General features: G+C 66.2%; 21 protein-coding genes. 14 read left to right on the top strand and 7 right to left on the bottom strand.

Features of this window, described 5'->3' with window-relative positions; genetic code table 11:
- Positions 1 to 2: 2 nt before the first annotated feature.
- Together H9532_RS01950 and rlmN are read left to right on the top strand one after the other, a co-directional pair.
- Positions 3 to 155, top strand: a complete 153-nt coding sequence (locus H9532_RS01950) for a chlorophyll a/b-binding protein (protein WP_296365290.1) — start codon at positions 3 to 5, stop codon at positions 153 to 155.
- Positions 152 to 1,231: a 23S rRNA (adenine(2503)-C(2))-methyltransferase RlmN gene (gene rlmN / locus H9532_RS01945; RefSeq protein ID WP_296365288.1), complete on the top strand. Its 1,080-nt coding sequence runs from the start codon at positions 152 to 154 to the stop codon at positions 1,229 to 1,231. The genes H9532_RS01950 and rlmN overlap by 4 nt, the downstream gene beginning before the upstream one ends.
- On the opposite strand, the gene H9532_RS01940 is transcribed toward rlmN, so the two are convergent.
- Entirely contained in the window at positions 1,228 to 2,517 is a 1,290-nt protein-coding gene (locus H9532_RS01940) for an MFS transporter (RefSeq protein ID WP_296365286.1), read from the bottom strand. The two genes, rlmN and H9532_RS01940, sit on opposite strands and share 4 nt — an antisense overlap.
- 238 nt (positions 2,518 to 2,755) lie before the next feature.
- Between H9532_RS01940 and H9532_RS01935 the strand changes: the two genes are divergently transcribed.
- From H9532_RS01935 to H9532_RS01915, 5 genes are all read left to right on the top strand, one after another.
- The gene (locus H9532_RS01935) at positions 2,756 to 3,556 is read left to right on the top strand and encodes a HEAT repeat domain-containing protein (RefSeq protein ID WP_296365284.1); all 801 of its coding nucleotides are present in this window, start codon (positions 2,756 to 2,758) and stop codon (positions 3,554 to 3,556) included.
- A gap of 78 nt (positions 3,557 to 3,634) precedes the next feature.
- On the top strand, positions 3,635 to 3,853 hold the full coding sequence (locus tag H9532_RS01930) for a DUF2997 domain-containing protein (RefSeq protein ID WP_296365282.1): 219 nt from the start codon (positions 3,635 to 3,637) through the stop codon (positions 3,851 to 3,853).
- On the top strand, positions 3,853 to 4,242 hold the full coding sequence (locus H9532_RS01925) for a DUF1257 domain-containing protein (protein ID WP_296365280.1): 390 nt from the start codon (positions 3,853 to 3,855) through the stop codon (positions 4,240 to 4,242). The genes H9532_RS01930 and H9532_RS01925 overlap by 1 nt, the downstream gene beginning before the upstream one ends.
- Positions 4,239 to 4,631: a ferredoxin gene (locus tag H9532_RS01920; RefSeq protein WP_296365278.1), complete on the top strand. Its 393-nt coding sequence runs from the start codon at positions 4,239 to 4,241 to the stop codon at positions 4,629 to 4,631. The genes H9532_RS01925 and H9532_RS01920 overlap by 4 nt, the downstream gene beginning before the upstream one ends.
- Positions 4,631 to 5,827, top strand: a complete 1,197-nt coding sequence (locus H9532_RS01915) for an aldo/keto reductase (RefSeq protein ID WP_296365276.1) — start codon at positions 4,631 to 4,633, stop codon at positions 5,825 to 5,827. Before H9532_RS01920 ends, H9532_RS01915 begins: the two co-directional genes overlap by 1 nt.
- A gap of 7 nt (positions 5,828 to 5,834) precedes the next feature.
- Here the strand turns inward: H9532_RS01915 and rsmG are convergent, their stop codons facing one another.
- The gene (gene rsmG / locus H9532_RS01910) at positions 5,835 to 6,584 is read right to left on the bottom strand and encodes a 16S rRNA (guanine(527)-N(7))-methyltransferase RsmG (protein WP_296365271.1); all 750 of its coding nucleotides are present in this window, start codon (positions 6,582 to 6,584) and stop codon (positions 5,835 to 5,837) included.
- Between the two features lie 58 nt (positions 6,585 to 6,642).
- Between rsmG and H9532_RS01905 the strand changes: the two genes are divergently transcribed.
- From H9532_RS01905 to H9532_RS01895, 3 genes are read left to right on the top strand one after another with little or no spacing between them, the layout of a single operon-like run.
- Entirely contained in the window at positions 6,643 to 7,152 is a 510-nt protein-coding gene (locus H9532_RS01905) for a J domain-containing protein (RefSeq protein WP_296365269.1), read from the top strand.
- On the top strand, positions 7,094 to 7,360 hold the full coding sequence (locus H9532_RS01900; RefSeq protein ID WP_296365267.1) for a DUF3143 domain-containing protein: 267 nt from the start codon (positions 7,094 to 7,096) through the stop codon (positions 7,358 to 7,360). The genes H9532_RS01905 and H9532_RS01900 overlap by 59 nt, the downstream gene beginning before the upstream one ends.
- Before the next feature lie 58 nt (positions 7,361 to 7,418).
- A complete protein-coding gene (locus H9532_RS01895) occupies positions 7,419 to 7,700 on the top strand; it encodes a hypothetical protein (RefSeq protein ID WP_296365264.1) in 282 nt (93 codons plus the stop codon).
- 42 nt (positions 7,701 to 7,742) lie between these two features.
- On the opposite strand, the gene H9532_RS01890 is transcribed toward H9532_RS01895, so the two are convergent.
- Genes H9532_RS01890 through H9532_RS01870 form a run of 5 tightly spaced genes read right to left on the bottom strand, consistent with a single transcriptional unit; the run spans position 7,743 to position 11,192 of the window.
- Entirely contained in the window at positions 7,743 to 7,907 is a 165-nt protein-coding gene (locus H9532_RS01890; protein WP_296365262.1) for a hypothetical protein, read from the bottom strand.
- A gap of 13 nt (positions 7,908 to 7,920) precedes the next feature.
- Positions 7,921 to 8,574, bottom strand: coding sequence for a dethiobiotin synthase (gene bioD / locus H9532_RS01885; protein WP_296365261.1), 654 nt, complete (start codon positions 8,572 to 8,574; stop codon positions 7,921 to 7,923).
- Positions 8,571 to 9,341: a methyltransferase domain-containing protein gene (locus H9532_RS01880; RefSeq protein ID WP_296365259.1), complete on the bottom strand. Its 771-nt coding sequence runs from the start codon at positions 9,339 to 9,341 to the stop codon at positions 8,571 to 8,573. The genes bioD and H9532_RS01880 overlap by 4 nt, the downstream gene beginning before the upstream one ends.
- Positions 9,328 to 10,035, bottom strand: coding sequence for an alpha/beta fold hydrolase (locus H9532_RS01875; RefSeq protein ID WP_296365256.1), 708 nt, complete (start codon positions 10,033 to 10,035; stop codon positions 9,328 to 9,330). Before H9532_RS01875 ends, H9532_RS01880 begins: the two co-directional genes overlap by 14 nt.
- A complete protein-coding gene (locus H9532_RS01870; RefSeq protein WP_296365255.1) occupies positions 10,032 to 11,192 on the bottom strand; it encodes an aminotransferase class I/II-fold pyridoxal phosphate-dependent enzyme in 1,161 nt (386 codons plus the stop codon). Before H9532_RS01870 ends, H9532_RS01875 begins: the two co-directional genes overlap by 4 nt.
- 201 nt (positions 11,193 to 11,393) lie before the next feature.
- On the opposite strand from H9532_RS01870, the gene H9532_RS01865 reads away from it, so the two are divergent.
- From H9532_RS01865 to H9532_RS01855, 4 genes are all read left to right on the top strand, one after another.
- Positions 11,394 to 14,051: a DEAD/DEAH box helicase gene (locus tag H9532_RS01865; RefSeq protein WP_296365446.1), complete on the top strand. Its 2,658-nt coding sequence runs from the start codon at positions 11,394 to 11,396 to the stop codon at positions 14,049 to 14,051.
- The gene (locus tag H9532_RS01860) at positions 14,048 to 14,548 is read left to right on the top strand and encodes a DUF1997 domain-containing protein (RefSeq protein WP_296365253.1); all 501 of its coding nucleotides are present in this window, start codon (positions 14,048 to 14,050) and stop codon (positions 14,546 to 14,548) included. Before H9532_RS01865 ends, H9532_RS01860 begins: the two co-directional genes overlap by 4 nt.
- A gap of 232 nt (positions 14,549 to 14,780) precedes the next feature.
- On the top strand, positions 14,781 to 14,954 hold the full coding sequence (locus H9532_RS15980) for a hypothetical protein (protein ID WP_366664504.1): 174 nt from the start codon (positions 14,781 to 14,783) through the stop codon (positions 14,952 to 14,954).
- Between the two features lie 961 nt (positions 14,955 to 15,915).
- A partial coding sequence (locus H9532_RS01855) for a hypothetical protein (protein ID WP_296365250.1) occupies positions 15,916 to 16,107 on the top strand: 192 nt, incomplete at its 3' end.

The raw sequence follows: 16,107 nt of genomic DNA, 5'->3' as shown, positions 1-16,107 counted from the left end.
CCATGATTCAGCCCACGCTCGTGCCCCAGCGGCGTCTACCCCGCTACGGCTTCCACACCCACACCGAGCGGCTGAATGGCCGGATGGCGATGCTGGGCTTCATCGCCTTGCTGGTGGTGGAAGCTCAGCTCGGCCATGGTCTGCTGGTTTGGTGAGCCAGCCCCTGCTCGGACTCGGGCTGAAGGCGCTTGAGGCCTGGGCCCAGGAGCACGGACAAGCTGCCTTCCGCGGCCGGCAATTGCACGATTGGCTTTACGCCAAAGGTGCGCGCCAGCTGGCGGAGGTGTCGGTGTTGCCGAAGGGGTTTCGGGAGCAGTTGGCGGCCCAGCCACCGGAGGGCGCCTTCGATTGGATGGGTCGCTCCCGAGAGCTGCACCGCAGCGTGGCTCGCGACGGCACCACCAAGCTGCTGCTCGGCACCCACGACGGCTTGAGCATTGAAACCGTGGGGATTCCGGCTGAAGGCCGGCTCACGGTGTGCGTGAGCTCCCAGGTGGGCTGTCCGATGGCCTGTCGGTTCTGCGCCACCGGTAAGGGTGGGTTGCAGCGCTCACTCGCGGTGCACGAGATCGTGGATCAGGTGCTGAGCGTGCGCGAGGTGATGGAGCAGCGCCCCAGCCACGTGGTGTTCATGGGCATGGGAGAACCGCTGCTCAACATCGAGGCGGTGCTGGCGGCGATCGACTGCCTCTGCACCGATCTGGGCATGGCCCAGCGCCAGATCACGGTGAGCACGGTGGGGGTGCCGCGCACCCTGCCGCGCCTGGCGGAGCTCGCCCTTGAGCGGTTGGGCCGGGCTCAGTTCACCTTGGCGGTGAGCCTGCATGCCCCCGATCAGCGTCTGCGCGAAGAGCTGATCCCCACCGCCCACGCCTATCCGATCGAGGATCTGCTTGAGGATTGCCGCCGCTACGTGGCGATCACCGGCCGGCGGGTGAGCTTCGAATACATCCTGCTCGGTGGTTTGAACGACCAGCCCCGCCACGCCGCTGCGCTGGCCCAGCTGCTGCGCGGTTTCCAGAGCCATGTGAACCTGATCCCTTACAACCCGATCGCCGAGGAGGAGTTCCAGCGCCCCACCCCCGCGGCAGTGGATGGCTTCCGCCGGGCTTTGCAAGATCGGCATGTGGCCGTGAGCGTGCGCGCCAGCCGCGGGCTCGATGCCGATGCCGCCTGCGGTCAGTTGCGCCGCCGCCTCGAAGGCAGCCTGGAGCCGGTGCTGGCCCGTTAGGTGGGATCGCGGCTGGGGTCGAAGGCTCCCCGTGCTTCCTGTTCGCCCCAGGGGGCGATGCGCCAGAGGAGCAGGAACGCCGGCAATGCCGCCGCCACGGTGAACAGAAAGAAGCCAGGCCAGCCCGCCCGTTCCGCCACCACACCGGCCGGGGCCGCCAGGATCGAGCGGCTCAAGGCATAAATCCCAGACAGCAGGGCGTACTGGGTGGCGGAGAAGCGCGGGTTGCACAGGCTCATCAGCAAGGCAACGAATACGGCGCCCACCATTCCGCCGCTGATGTTCTCCAGGCTCACCGCGGTGATCAGGCCGCTCACGCCGCCGCCGAAGCGCGCCAGGGCCCAGTAGCTGAGGTTGCCGATCACACCACTGATGGCGAACAGCCAGAGCGAGCGGTTCATGCCCAGCCAGGCGAACAGGCTGCCGCCGATCACGGTGCCGAGCATGGTGGCGCCGATCGCCCAGCCCCCCTGCACCAGCCCGATATCCGCTTCGCTGAACCCCTGCAGCTTGAGGAAGGGGATGGCCATCGCATTCAGCAATCCATCCGGCCAGCGGTAGAGCAACACGAGCAGTAGCAGCTGCCAGGTGCGGTTGGGTCCGGCACGACGGACAAACTCCCGCGCAGGTCCGAGCACCGCCTGCCGCAGGCTGGTGACGGCGTGTTCCAGCGGAGGCAGCTTCGGAGCGCTGAGCGTGAACGGCACCATCGCGGCCACCAGGGCTCCGGCACTGAGAAACGCTGCGGGCCAGCCGAACCGATCCGCCAGCAGGAATCCGCCGGCTCCAACGCTGAGCATGGCGGCGCGATAGCCGAGGGCTGCCGCCGCGGCGCCAGCGCCCCGCTCGGCCTCCGGCAGCAGATCGGTGCGGTAGGCATCCACGGCGATGTCCTGGGTGGCGCTGCAGATCGCCAGCACCAGCGCCGCCAGGCCAACGGCGGTGAGTTGAGTGGGGTTGCTGCTCGGCCGCAGCAGAGCCATGGCGGCGATCACGGCTACCAGCAGCAGTTGCATCAGCAGGAGCCAGCCCCGCCGCCGATCCGGCCACGGGATCGGCCAGCGATCCAGCAGTGGCGCCCAGAACAGCTTGAGGGTGTAAGGGAGCTCCGCCAGGGGGATCAGGCCGATCAGTGCGAGGGGAACCCCGCTGGCGGCGAGCCACCCCTGCAGCAACCGGCTGCCCACCATCAGGGGGGCGCCGCTGGCCACCCCTTCAGCACTCACGGCAATCAGCCGCCGGATGGTGCCGCGGGATGGTGCCAGCGCTGAATCCGACGCACCCATGCGGCGTTCTGCAGATGGGCGGCACCTTAGGGGTGTCTTTCGGCGAGGAGAATGACTGCACATCGGCTTGGATCTGTGCAGTTCTTGCGTTCCACCCTGTTACCGGCGGCGATCGTGCTGCTCTTCGGCCTGGCCCTGTTTGCGGTGAGCGCGCGCATCTGGCTGCCGGGCGACATGCTCGCCCCGGCCCCCATCAGCTGAGCCGATCACGACGGGCCCGGCCCTTACGATCCCCGGCATGACAGGTCCGTTTCCCGAGTTTTCTCAGAGTCCGGCTGATTTGGCGCTGGATCCGGAACTGCTCGCGCGGGAACTGGCCGAAGAGCTGTTAGGCGATCCGCTCGACGAACTCGACGATCCCGCCGTTGCGCTGGCGGATGTGGCGGCGGAATGTGATCTCGGCCTGGAACTGCTGCGCGGCGGCCATGAAGAACGCATGCAGGGTCTGCGCATCTTTTGTGAACATCGCGACCCCCGTGCCCCGGCTCTGCTGGTGCCTTTGCTGGAGGCCAGCTGCCCGATCCTGCGCATGAGCGCGGTGTATGCCCTGGGCCGTAACCCGGATCTGCAGGCGGTGACCCCGCTGCTGGCCCTGCTCCAGAACGACAGCAACGGCTATGTGCGCAAGGCGGTGGCCTGGAGCCTGAGCAGCTACCCGGATGCGCCGGTGATGAACCCGTTGATCCGCGCGCTGCAAACCGATATCGCGGCCGTGCGCCTCTGGGCGGCCAGCTCCCTGGCCGATGCCGGTTCCACCGGACTGGCGAAAGCCGATCAGGCGGCTGGTCAGTTGCTGCAGGCCCTTCGCATCGATAGTGAGGCGGCGGTGCGCAGCAACAGCGCCTGGTCGCTCGGGCGCCTCTATGGCGATCTGGTGGAGCCGCGCCAGCTGGAGGTGGTGGAGTCGCTGCTGGGCGCCATGCTCCACGACGCGGATCTGGCGGTGCGCGATGAAGCCCGCCTTGCGCTGGAGCAGCTCGAGGATCCGCTGGTGCTTGAGCGGCTGCAGACGCTGGTCGATGAGGGGCTGTTGAGCTGAGTCCCAGTTCTGTTGCACGGGGCCGCCAGCTTCTGGGCAACGCGGCTAGCATCCGCAGACCCACGCCCCTGCCCGGGAATGGCTCAGCAAACCATCCGCTTTCGGATCCGACCTGACGGCCGGGTTGAAGAGCTGGTGGAAGGCATCACGGGCAGTGGTTGCGAGCAGCTCACCGAGCGGATCGAGGCCCGGCTTGGCAGCGTTCAGCAGCGCCAGGCCACCTCTGAGGCTTTCCAGGCCTCCAATGCCGCGGTGACGCCCGAGCAGACCCAGACCCTTTCTTCGCCGGTCTCCTGATGTCGCACTTCAGCACCGTTAAAACGGAATTGCGTGATCGCGCAGCCCTGATCGACGCCCTGCGCGACCTCGGGCACGCCCCCAGTGAAGGTCAGCGCCCAGTGCGTGGTTATCGCGGTCAGACCGTGCAAGCGGATCTGGCGGTGCTCGGTGAAGAAGGCGGTGATATCGGCTTCCGCTGGAGCGAAGCCAGCGGCAGCTATGAGCTGGTGACCGACCTCGACCTCTGGCGTCAGCCCATTCCTGTGGAGCGTTTTCTCGCCAAACTCACCCAGCGTTACGCCCTGCGCAGCATCCTTTCGGCTTCCAGCGCTGAAGGCTTCCAGGTGAGCGAGCAGCGCCAGGCTGCCGATGGCTCGATCGAGCTGGTGGTCACCCGCTGGGAGTGAGCGTCGATCCTGCGGTTGCCTTTGCAGCCGCTGCAACGCCGGCGGCGATTGTTTCAGGCCGCGAGCCTGTGCTCGGTGGTGCCCTGCGCCAGAAGGCCGTATGGGTGGATGAAGCGGTGTGCATCGGCTGCCGCTACTGCACCCATGTGGCGGCGAACACCTTCCTGGTGGAGGAAGACTGGGGGCGTTCCCGGGCCATCCGCCAGGACGGCGACAGCACCGAGCGGATCCAGGAGGCGATCGACACTTGCCCGGTGGATTGCATTCATTGGGTGAGCTACGAGGAGCTCCCGGCCCTCGAGGAGCAGACCCGCCATCAGGAGTTGCAGCCGCTGGGGCTGCCCACACCCTCGCGGCCGCGGCGCACCCTGCCCCGCGCCCACGCCTGATGCTCCCGGTTCGCCGCTTCGGCCGCACGGAGCTGCCGATGCCCGTGCTCTCCCTTGGAGGCATGCGCTTTCAGCAGAGCTGGAACGATCTGCCGGCGGATCAGATCAGCGCCGAGAGCCAGGACAACCTGCGCGCCACCCTGGAGGCGGCGGTGTCAGCAGGATTTCGGCATGTGGAAACCGCGCGGCACTACGGCAGCTCCGAGCGCCAACTGGGCTGGTTGCTGCCCCAGGTGCCCGATCCCGGCCGCATCCTCCAAACCAAGGTGCCGCCCCAGTCTGATCCTGCGGCTTTTGAGGCCGAACTGCGCCTGAGCTTTGAGCGGCTGGGGGTGCAGCGGGTTGATTTGCTGGCCATTCATGGCCTCAACCTGCCGGAGCATCTCGAGCAGACGCTGCGGCCCGGGGGCTGCCTGGAGGTGGTGCGGCGCTGGCAGGCGGAGGGCCGCGTGGGATCGGTGGGCTTCTCCACCCATGGCCCGCTGCCGCTGATCGTGGAGGCGATCAACAGCGGCGCTTTTGATTACGTCAATCTCCATTGGTATTTCATTCGCCAGGACAATCGCCCGGCGATTGAAGCGGCGATCGCCCAGGACATGGGCGTGTTCGTGATCAGCCCCACCGATAAAGGCGGTCACCTGCACACGCCATCACCGCTGCTGCGTGAGCTGTGCGCGCCGTTGCATCCGATCGTGTTCAACGACCTGTTCTGCCTCAGCGCTCCCGGCATTCACACCATCAGCGTGGGTGCGGCGCGGCCGGAGGATCTGGAGTTGCATCTGCAGGCGGTGCAGCTGCTGCCCCAAGCGGCGCAGGTGTTGCCCCCGATCGTGGCCCGGCTGGAGCAGGTGCGCCGCGAGGTGCTGGGCGATGCCTGGTTGGCCAGCTGGCAGCAGGGTTTGCCCGCCTGGCAGGACACCCCGGGGCAGATCAACCTCCCCACCCTGCTTTGGTTGCACAACCTGGTGGAGGCCTGGGACCTGGAGGTCTATGCGAAAGCCCGCTACGGCTTGCTGGGGGCCGGTAGTCACTGGTTCCCAGGTGCCAATGCCGATGCCCTGGATCAAACCGTGAGCGAAGCGGAGCTGAAGCAGGTGCTGGTCGCCAGCCCCTGGGCTGATCAGATCCCGCAGCTGCTCAGGGATCTGCGCCAACGGGTGGGCGGCACGGCCGTTCGGCGGCTGATGGCCAGCTGAATCCGGTTCAATGCGCCTCGCCGCTCTGGCCGAGCGGGAACTTGCTGGGGATCCCCACGGCGCGGGGATAGCCCTTGGGGCAGGGGGCGTTGGTGGCCACGAACAGGGCGGTGCGCTGGCCCCGGCCGGCGGGCAGCTCCCGCTGCTCGCTGCGCACGAGCTCTGCCTTCAGCAGCTGTAAGGCGCGCTCCAGGTCGCGTTGGTCGGTGGCCGTCCACTGGCCCCGGTAGAGCAGGGCCTGCCCCCCGGGCTTCAGCAGGGGCACCAAATATTCCGCCACCACCGGTGCGGCCGCCACGGCGCGCGCCATGGCCAGATCGAACTGGCCGCGGCAGTGGCCATGGCGGCCGGTGAGTTCCACCCGCTCGCAGCGCAAGTGCACCCGTTCAGCCAACCCCAGGGCCGAGGCCATCGCCTGCACGGCCTGAGTTTTGCGCCCCACCGAATCCACCAGGGTGAGCTGCGCTTGCGGCAGGGCAATCGCCACCGCCAGCCCCGGAAAGCCCCCGCCCGTTCCCACATCGATGCAGCGCAGCGGCGCCTCGGCTTGCTCGTTGAGCAGCTGCCGCAGCGGCCAGAGGCTGTCGAACACCTGGGCGATCCAGAAGTCGTCGCCCTCCACCAGGCGGGTGAGGTTCACGCGGCTGTTCCAGCTGCGCAGTTCCTCCTGCAGTTGCAGCAACTGCTGCAACTGCTCTGGGCTCGGCTGCCAGCCCAGCTCCTGCCAGAGGGCGGTGTCGGGTGTGGCAGCGGGCATTCCCTCGGGCGGCGTTGTCTCCTGCTCTCTAGGATCCCCCACACCCGGTGCCCCGCTGGTGGCAGCTGCCAATCACTACGAGCTGCTGCAGATCGCCCAGGATGCGTCGCCGCAGGAGCTGCGCCAGGCCTTTCGCCGGTTGAGCAAGCGCTACCACCCCGACACCACTGAGCTACCGGCAGGCCAAGCCGCGGAGGCCTTCCGCCAACTGCAGCTGGCCTACTTCACCCTGAGCGATCCTGAGCGTCGACGGGTGTACGACCACAGCCTGCAGCCCGCATCACCTCCGGTAAAGCCGGTGCGCCTGGCCGTCCCCCAGCCGGTACCGGTGCGGCGGGCGCTCTCCGGCGGTGAATGGTTCGCCTTGTTGCTGCTGGGGCTGGCGGTGGCGTTCAGCCTGGTGCTGGGGGTCGGCCTGGCCTGGGCCCGTGGCACCGAGTTGTTGCGCGAGCCCAGCTGGTGGCCGGGGGACGAGCAGACTGCTCAGACTTTGCCCTTCACTGCTGCGGATGTCGTCCCTGCCGCCCCCTCAGGCGCCGCTGTACAACCATCCGCTGCCGGCGCTTGAGCAGTGGCTGAGGGATCTGGGCGCCGTGCAACACGGGCCCCATTCCTGCCTCTGGGATCTGGAGCTGGGCGGCTGGAGCGCTCAGATCGAGCTGGACGTGGAGGAGTTGAGCATCCGCTGGCAAGCCGCTGAGGTGCCGGTGGAGCGCCACTTTCCTTATGGCTTCAGCCGCGCCGATGTGGAAGCGGCCATTCTCGCCGGACCCTGATGCCCTCCTGACAGGAGCGCCGATCGCCGCCAGCATGGGAAGACGATCGAGGGGCCTGATGGACAGCACCTCCCACCGCCATCCGCAGGTCTCGAACCGCTTCCTGCAGCCGGAGCAGCTCGCCGCTCCCCAGGCCGGCCGCGCCTGGAGCCTCACGGAGGTGTTTGCCGAAGGGCAGTGGCAGAGCGTGCGTGTGCAGCTCGAGGCCCGGGGCTGGAATGCGCTGCAGATCGAGCAGATCCATGATCAGTTGCGGCAGGGATGGCCTCTGGCGCTGGCTGAAAACAATCTGGCAGTGCTCAGCGGTCACTGCCCGATCAAGGCGCGCCGCTTGCACTAATCAGCTTCGCCAAGCCCCAGACCCGGCCAGGCCTAGCGACCCTCAGAGCTTGCGTTTGCACACGTCGCTCTGGTCTTCACCCTGGGTGGCGAAGGGGCCGCAGCTGAACCAGCGCACCATCGACACTTCGATGTCGGTAAACAGCACGAGGATGCCCGCGCAAAGGGCGGCAACAGCGGCGCTGATTGCAACGTGGGAGCGTTTCATGCACCGGGGCGTGTCATGCCTGGAGCTTATGGGAGAGCTCCAGCTGCTGCCATTGCTCACCCAGGCTGGTGGGGTTGATCGCCTCCAGGGGGGAGAGACAGCCGAGCATCGGTACGCCCCCCAGCTGCTCGAGGGTGCTGAGGTTGTTGGGATGGGCCGGGCCATTGAGCAGCACACCCACCACCGGGATCTGCCGCTGCCGTAGGGCCTCCAGAGACAGCAGCGTGTGGTTGAGGGTGCCCAGGCCGCTGCGGGCCACCAGCAGCACCGGGAGCTGCCAACGCTGGATCTGCTCGATCTGCAGCAGATCCAGCCGCAGGGGCACCAGCAAGCCACCCGCGGTTTCCACCACCAAGGGGCCCTGATGGGGCGGCAGCTGCAGCCGATCGGGATCGATCGGGGCACTGGGCTGCGCGGGATCACCGCTCTCCAGGGCGCTGGCCCAGTGGGGGGAAACAGGCGCCGTCAGCCGGTAGGCCTCCGGGATGATCCGCTCAGCCGGCAGCTCCAGCCAGCGCTGCACCCGGTCGCGATCGCCTTCGCCATCCTCGAGGCCGCACTGCACCGGCTTCCAGTAGTGGGCCCCGAGGCCCTGCACCAGCAGGGCGCTCACCACGGTTTTGCCCACCTCGGTGTCGGTGCCGCACACCACCAGGCGGTTGGTCATCGTTTTTGCCCCACCAAAACCAGCACGTGCCACACGATGGCGTGCTCCGGGCCGGGCCAGTGGTGGATCAGCCGCCGCAGCTCACCCGGCTGCAGGCGGGCGGCAGGGCTCGCCTGGGCGCCAATCGCTTTGATCTGATGCAGGAAGGCCCTGGCGCTGGGGTTGGGGCGGCTGAAGCGCAGCAGCTGGCAGTGGCGCAGCTGCAGAGCGCTGGCGGCGAGCTGCATCAGCCCCTGGGCATCCGGCAGGGGTAGGGCTGTGCAGGGCACCCCAGCCGCGTCTGCCGCCTGATGCCAGATCCGGAAGCTGCCGCGGCAGGGCACCGCCAGCAGCAGGGCACCGCCGGGGCGGAGGGCGTCGCGCCAGCGGCTTAACTCCTGCTCAGGCTGCTCCAGCCACTGCAACGCGAAGCTTGAGGCCAGCAGCGAGGCTCCGTCCAGCTCCACCGGCAGGCCTTGGTTGAGGTCCCACAGGCGTTGCAGTCCGTGCTCCGGTGGCTGCTCCTGCTGCAGCAGGGCCGCACAGGCATCGAGGCGCAGCAGCGAGGGCCCGCCCAGCTTGGATTCGATGGCACGGGCCAGCAGGCCACTCCCGGCGCCCAGATCGGCGCGCGGCCCTGGCGGCAGCGAACTGGCCAGAGGCCGTGCCAGGCGGGCCAGCCGAGCGGCCACGGCGGCCTGGAGGCTGGCGCTGCGTTGGTAGGTGCTGGCGCCGAGGCTGAAACAGCGCTCCACCGTGATGCTGAATGGCGGTTCAGGGCTGTTCATCGGCGATCCAATCCAGCACCCGTTCCGCCAGCGTGGGATCGAGCAAGCAGTGCCCAGCTGGTTCAAGGTTCCACACCTGGGCCTGTGGCAGCTGCTCACGCAGGGCGGCGCAGCTGACTGGGTGCACGATCCGGTCGTCGGCCGCTTCCACGATCAAGGCTTTGGCCCCCTCTGGGTAGCCAGCCGGCAGTCCTGCGCTGTGCTCAAGCCGCTCCAGATCGTCCAGCAGTCGTTGGCGCCCAGTGGTCGTGATGCCGTGCTCCAGGGGCCCCAGCGGCAAGGCCGAAGGAGGAAAGGGTGCTGCCGCTTCTCGGAAGAAATCCCTGAGCAGCGCGGTAGTGTCGCCGGAAGCGATCCGTTGACCCATGGCCTGGAGGGCCGCGCGGATGCTGCGCCCTTGCCGCCCTGGGGGTACGAAGGCCGCGAAGCTGGCCAGCCAAACCGCCGTTGTCGCTTGCTGCCACACCTGAGCTGGAAGCAGGTGAGGGCCCATGGAATGGCCGATCACCACGCGCTGCTGGGCCTGGGGATCCCAGCGGGGTTGCTGGGGGGGCAGACCCCCGTAGCCGCGTTCAGCGGCGCTGAACCGCCAGCCGCGGGCCTCAGCGAGCTCGGCCCAGGGCTGCCAGGCGCGGCTGTCGCCTGCCCAGCCATGGAGGGCGATCAGCTGGGTCGTCCAGGCCGCCTGGCTCATGGTGATCCCAGTGCGCTGATCAGTAGCGCCAGGCTGCCTGGGGGCAGATCGTGGCGCAGCACCAGCCGCAGCCTGGCTGTGCCCGCCGGCACCGTTGGGGGGCGGATCGCCACGCTGAGCAGCCCGGCTTGCTCCAGCTGCTGTTGCAGCGCCAGGGCGCGCTGGTTGTCGCCCACCAGCAGCGGCAGGATCGGGCCTTGCCCAGATGGCCGCGGCCATCCAGCCGCCTCCAACCGGTTGCGCCAGCGCTCGGCGCGCTCCAGCAGTTGGCTGGCGCGTTCAGGGTGTTTGTTGATCTGTGTCAGGGCCGCCAGAGCTGCCGCCGCCAGGGGCGGGGCGAGGGCTGTGGTGTAGCGGTACGGGCCTGAGTGCTGCAGCAGCCATTCCCCCACCAGCGCCTCGCCCGCCAGAAAGGCTCCGCCGCTGCCGAAGGCTTTGCCGAAGGTGCCGCTGATCAGGCTGACGCCCGCCAGGCCGTAGCCCAGGCCGCGGCCGCCGGGGCCCAGCACACCCAGGGCATGGGCTTCATCCAGCAGCAGGGCGGCGTTGTAGCGCTGGCACAGCGCACTGAGGCGGGCCGGATCGGGGGAGGTGCCCTCCATCGAGAACAGGCTTTCGCTGATCACCAGCAGCCGGCGCTGGGGCTGATCGCGGCGTGCCTGAAGCAGGCGCTGCTCCAGCGCATCGAGCTGGTTGTGGGCGAAGCGCTGCAGCCGCGCGCCGCTGGCGCGAATGCCCACGAGCAGCGAGTGATGCATCAGCCGATCGGCCAACACCAGGGTGTGGCGATCGGCCAGGGCCTGCACCGCCGCCAGGTTGGCCTGAAAGCCGCTGGGGAAGAGCATCACCCGCTCCCGCCCCAGCCAGGCGGCTAGTGCGGTTTCCAGCTGCTCATGCACGCTGCGCCCACCGCTCACCAACCGTGAGGCCCCGGCGCCCACGCCCTCCCTGTGCATCGCCTGGCTGGCGGCCTCCACCAGGGCGGGGTGCGCGGCCAGGCCCAGGTAATCGTTGCTGGCCAGATCCAGCAGGGGCGGGCTGCCTGGGGCTGTGCTCTGCAGGCCAGCGCTTCCGGCTGGCTGCCAGCTGCGCGGTTGGCGGCGCCGGTCGGCGGGTAGCTGCTCAAGATCGTCCGCAAGAGGCGCACGCCAGGACATCTCTGAGCTGGTGGCGTGAGCCTCGACCAAGCCCGCTGCTGCGCTGTGGTGCCCTCAGTCTGCCCGCTGAGCGGGTGCCCATAGGATCTGCTAATGGCAAGCAGCACCCAGGCCTCCGACGCCGCGTCGACTTCCGGCGCCGCATCCGGTGTTGTGCCGCCGCTGGGTGAGCTCTTCCCCTTCCCGCTCGACGGCTTCCAGATGGAAGCGATCGATGCCTTGAATCAAGGGCACTCGGTGGTGGTGAGCGCCCCCACCGGCTCGGGCAAAACCCTGGTGGGCGAATACGCCATTCACCGCGCCCTGGCCCATGGGCGCAAGGTGTTTTACACAACCCCCCTCAAGGCTCTTTCCAACCAGAAACTGCGCGATTTCCGCGAGCAGTTCGGCGCCGAGCGGGTGGGCTTGATGACAGGCGATCTCACGGTGAACCGTGAGGCCTCGATCGTGGTGATGACCACCGAGATCTTCCGCAACATGCTCTATGCGGAAGCGGATCAGGGCGACGACCCCCTCGAAGATGTGGAAGCTGTGGTACTCGATGAGTGCCACTACATGAATGATTCCCAGCGGGGCACTGTCTGGGAAGAATCGATCATTCACTGCCCGCCGGTGGTGCAGTTGGTGGCTCTTTCGGCCACGGTGGCCAATGCCGGGCAGCTCACCGACTGGATTGAGCGGGTGCACGGCCCCACCACCTTGGTGATGAGCGATTACCGGCCGGTGCCGCTGCAGTTCAGCTTCTGCAGTGCCAAGGGGCTGCATCCGCTGCTCAACGACGAGGGCACCGACCTGCACCCCAACTGCAAGGTCTGGCGCGCCCCCAAGGGCAATAAGCGCAAGGGGCCGAAAACCCCGAAGCCCCCGCAGCCCGAGGCGCCGCCGCTCGGGTTTGTGGTGGCCCAGATGGCCGAGCGGGAGATGCTCCCCGCGATCTATTTCATCTTCAGCCGCCGCGGTTGCGATAAAGCGGTGCGCGATCTGGGCAAGGTGTGCCTGGTGACGCCGGAGGAGCAGGCCCGCATCCGGGCGCGGCTCGAAGCGTTTGTGGCGGCTACCCCGGAAGCCGTGCGCGATGGCGGCCACGATGAGGCCCTGCTACGAGGTATCGCCGCCCACCACGCCGGGGTGCTGCCCGCCTGGAAGGAGCTGATTGAGGAGTTGTTCCAGCAGGGGTTGGTGAAGGTGGTATTCGCCACCGAAACCCTGGCGGCGGGCATCAACATGCCGGCCCGCAGCACCGTGATCTCAGCGCTCTCCAAGCGCACGGAGCGGGGGCATCGGCCCCTGATGGGCAGTGAGTTTCTGCAGATGGCTGGCCGGGCCGGCCGCCGCGGCCTCGATACCCAGGGCTATGTGGTGACGGTGCAGAGCCGCTTTGAAGGGGTGCGCGAAGCGGGGCAGCTGGCTACGGCTCCCGCCGATCCGCTGGTGAGCCAGTTCACCCCCAGCTACGGCATGGTGCTCAACCTGCTGCAGCGCTACGACCTCACCAAGGCGCGTGAGCTGGTGGAACGCAGCTTTGGGCGCTATCTGGCCACGCTCGATCTAGCTGACGACGAAGCGCGGATCGCCGAACTGCGTGCGCAGCTCAGCCATCTCAGTGAAGAGGCGGTGGAGGTGGCCTGGGACGACTTCGAGGACTACGAGAAGCAGCGCGGCCGGCTGCGGGAGGAGCGGCGGCTGCTTCGGATCCTGCAGCAGCAGGCCGAGGAAACCCTCGCCCATGAACTCACCCTGGCGCTCCGCTTCGCCAGTGAAGGCGCCTTGGTGAGCCTGAAGGCGCCGGTGCTGCGGGGGCGGGTCACGCCGGCGGTGATCGTGGAGAAGGTGGAGGGCCCGGGCCAGTTCCCGCTGCTGCTCTGCCTCACCGACGAGAACGTGTGGGTGTTGGTGCCCTGCACGGCGGTGGTGAGCCTGCACGCCGAGCTCAGCTGCCTCCAGGTGAAGGAGATTGCGGCGCCGGAGCTGCACCGCGCCGGTGAGCTGCGCCATGGCGATCAGGCCAGCGGCGGCTTGGCCCTGGCGGTGGCCCACATGGCCCGCCGCCACGACATGACCACTCCGCAGTACGACCTGGCGGGCGAGGTGCAAGCCCAGGTCCATCTGGTGCGGGAGCTGGAGCTGGCCCTGGAGCTGCATCCAGCCCACCGCGCCGGCGATCGCAAGAAGCTGCGCAAGCAGCGTTTCCGCATCGAAGAGTTGGAGGCGGAGATCGAGGAGCGGCAGCGCATCCTGCACTTCCGCGCCAATCGCCATTGGGAAACCGTCCTGGCGTTGATCGAGATCCTGCGCCATTTCGGCTGCCTGGCCGGTGAGGAGGGGCTTGAACCCACGGAGATCGGCCGCACCGTGGGGGTCCTGCGGGGCGATAACGAGCTCTGGTTGGGGCTGGCGCTGATGAGCGGTCACCTCGATGAGTTGGAGCCGGCGGATCTGGCAGCGGTGTTTGAAGCGATCTCCACGGAGGTGAACCGTCCAGATCTGTGGAGTGGTTTCCCGCCGTCGCCGGCATCCGAGGAGGCTCTGCACGATCTGCGCGGCATCCGCCGCGAGCTGCAGCGCCAGCAGGAGCGGGCCTCGGTGGTGATGCCGTTGTGGTTCGAGCCGGAGCTGATGGGCCTGGTGTACGCCTGGGCCAAGGGCGTGAGCTGGAACGACCTGATCGCCAACACCTCGCTGGATGAGGGTGATGTGGTGCGGATCATGCGCCGCACCGTGGATCTGCTCGCCCAGGTGCCCTATTGCGAGGCGATCAGCCAGCGCCTGCGCGATCACGCCCGCGCTGCCCTCAAGGCGATCAACCGCTTCCCGGTGTGTGAAATTGACCAGGTCTTGATGGCTCCATCACAATCGTGAAACTTGAGCAAAGTCGCGTATGTACAGTCCAGCTGGATTCCCTACGGGATGCGGTACAACTTGAGGACTATCTCTCTAAACCGGTACGGGTTTTGCGTGGATTGCTTGATCCGCAGCGGCTTAAGAGAGCCGGTTCGGAGACTTTTACCTATGGGTCAAGGCCGCTGACGATTGCTGGTTTTATTATTCAGCCGAAGGTGGCGATTCAGACGAGATTCAAGGATGGAGAGCTCCAGATTGAACATCGCTCAAAAGGCCTGCCTGGGCTTGGTGATACATATCGCAATTTCAGCTTTGGTCTCGAGGCACGACTTAAAGCTGAATCGAAAGGTTTATCGGCCAAAGCTTTGGTGTGGATAGAGTTTCCAGGTGTTCTCGACGCGGTGGTCAGGCCAGCTGCCCAATTGACCTTTCGGCAGATACTAGATCGGCTTGAAAACAGATTCCAGGAGCGTTTGCCGCTTAAAGCGGAAGCATGGCTGCGGCGAGCTGGCTGAGGTGCCGGGCTTGACCTGCTTGGTTGGTTGGGTCAATATATACGCCAAATTGTCGCTGAAATCAGATTGTGTCCGAGGAAGAGCTTCTGAGATTCCGGCAAGATCTTCACGTTAAGCCTGAGCTCAAGCAACTCAAGGAAGCTGTCAACGTTAAAGCTGTTGCTGATTTCGCTATTAGCAAGGGCTATGCAGTCGATTCTTCGGATTTAGCTGGTCTATCGGCCTAGTCTGAATCGCCAGCACCTCGCTGGATGAGGGTGATGTGGTGCGGATCATGCGCCGCACTACGGATCTGCTCAGCCAGGCGCCTTATTATGAGGCAATAGTCAGCGCCTGCGGTATAGTGCTCGTGTCACCCTCGAGGCGAGCAACCACTTCCCGATCTGTGAAATTGACCAGGTCTTGATGGCTCTATCGGAAGCGTGAAACTTGAGCAAAGCCGCGTATGTACCGTCCAGTTGCTGTCCCAGCTGGATCCCATAAAATTTGATGACTATCTCGCTAAGTCACAGCGGGTTCTTCGTGATCTGCTTGATCCTCCGAGGCTTCAGAGGACTGGTGAGAATAGTTTAACTTATGTCTCAAGGCCCTGAAAATTGCGAGCTTTCTTGTTTGATCGACTGTGATAATCCAAGCGAGATTTCAGGCCTGAGAGCTGCTGATCGAACATGCTTCAACAGGATTGCCATGGCTTAGCGAAAAGTATCGTCGGTTTATCTTTGGCTTCGAAGCGCGGCTGAAGTTCGAATCGAACCTATCGTTGGCCAACGCTTTGGTGTGGTTGGAGTATCCTGATTTGTTGGATCCCGTTATCAACGTAGCTGCCGAATTGGCATTGCTGCTGTCACTCGATCGACTTGAATGCAGATTTCATGAGCGTCTGCCGTTCAGAATTTCGGTATGGCTAGGGTGGTCTGATTGACTTGCATCCTTAATTGTGTCAGTCGCGGCGGCTAAGATGATAGTAAAGAACAGTCTTTGGTCTCAAAAGATTCAGCAAGCTGATTCGGGTGCAATCCTTTGGGTGGTTCTAGAAGCCCGCTGTACATCCCAGGGGTGCCTACTAAGAGTTTGCTGAAAGCCCCGCCACCTGGCTGAGTGGCACAAGCCCGAGACCCGTTGCAACAGAGCGGATTTCATCTGATTGGGTGGGCCGGTAGCCATGAAAGCGTGGGGCTGCGAAACCAATCCAAGTCCCAGTGGCATCCCGTGCCTAGCTGCATGCTGAACTGATCGCCTTTCTCCGTCAACACTGCCCTGTTCGCGACCAGCGGCATCTGGTACTCCTCAGGGCCGACCGAAAGTCAGGCACAAGGCAGCTGGCGCGGCCATGCTGGTGCCGATTTCGTTGGGACTGCTCTCGTCTGTTGGCCGACCCCGCTGCCACTGCTGATCGGATCGCGTTCATGCAGGCTCTACCGGAAGGCCGCAAGCGTCGAGGTGTCCGTTATTCGCAGTGGTTGCTGCTGTTGATGGCGATCCTGGGCCTCCTCACTGGGCGGCTAGGGCCGATTCAAAGTCTGATCACGGGTTCAGCTCTGGTTGTCGTCGCGCCATTG

It is taken from the genome of Vulcanococcus sp. Clear-D1 (genome assembly GCF_014654725.1).
Lineage (GTDB): Bacteria > Cyanobacteriota > Cyanobacteriia > PCC-6307 > Cyanobiaceae > Vulcanococcus.
This window is presented reverse-complemented; position numbering and strand designations above follow the sequence as displayed.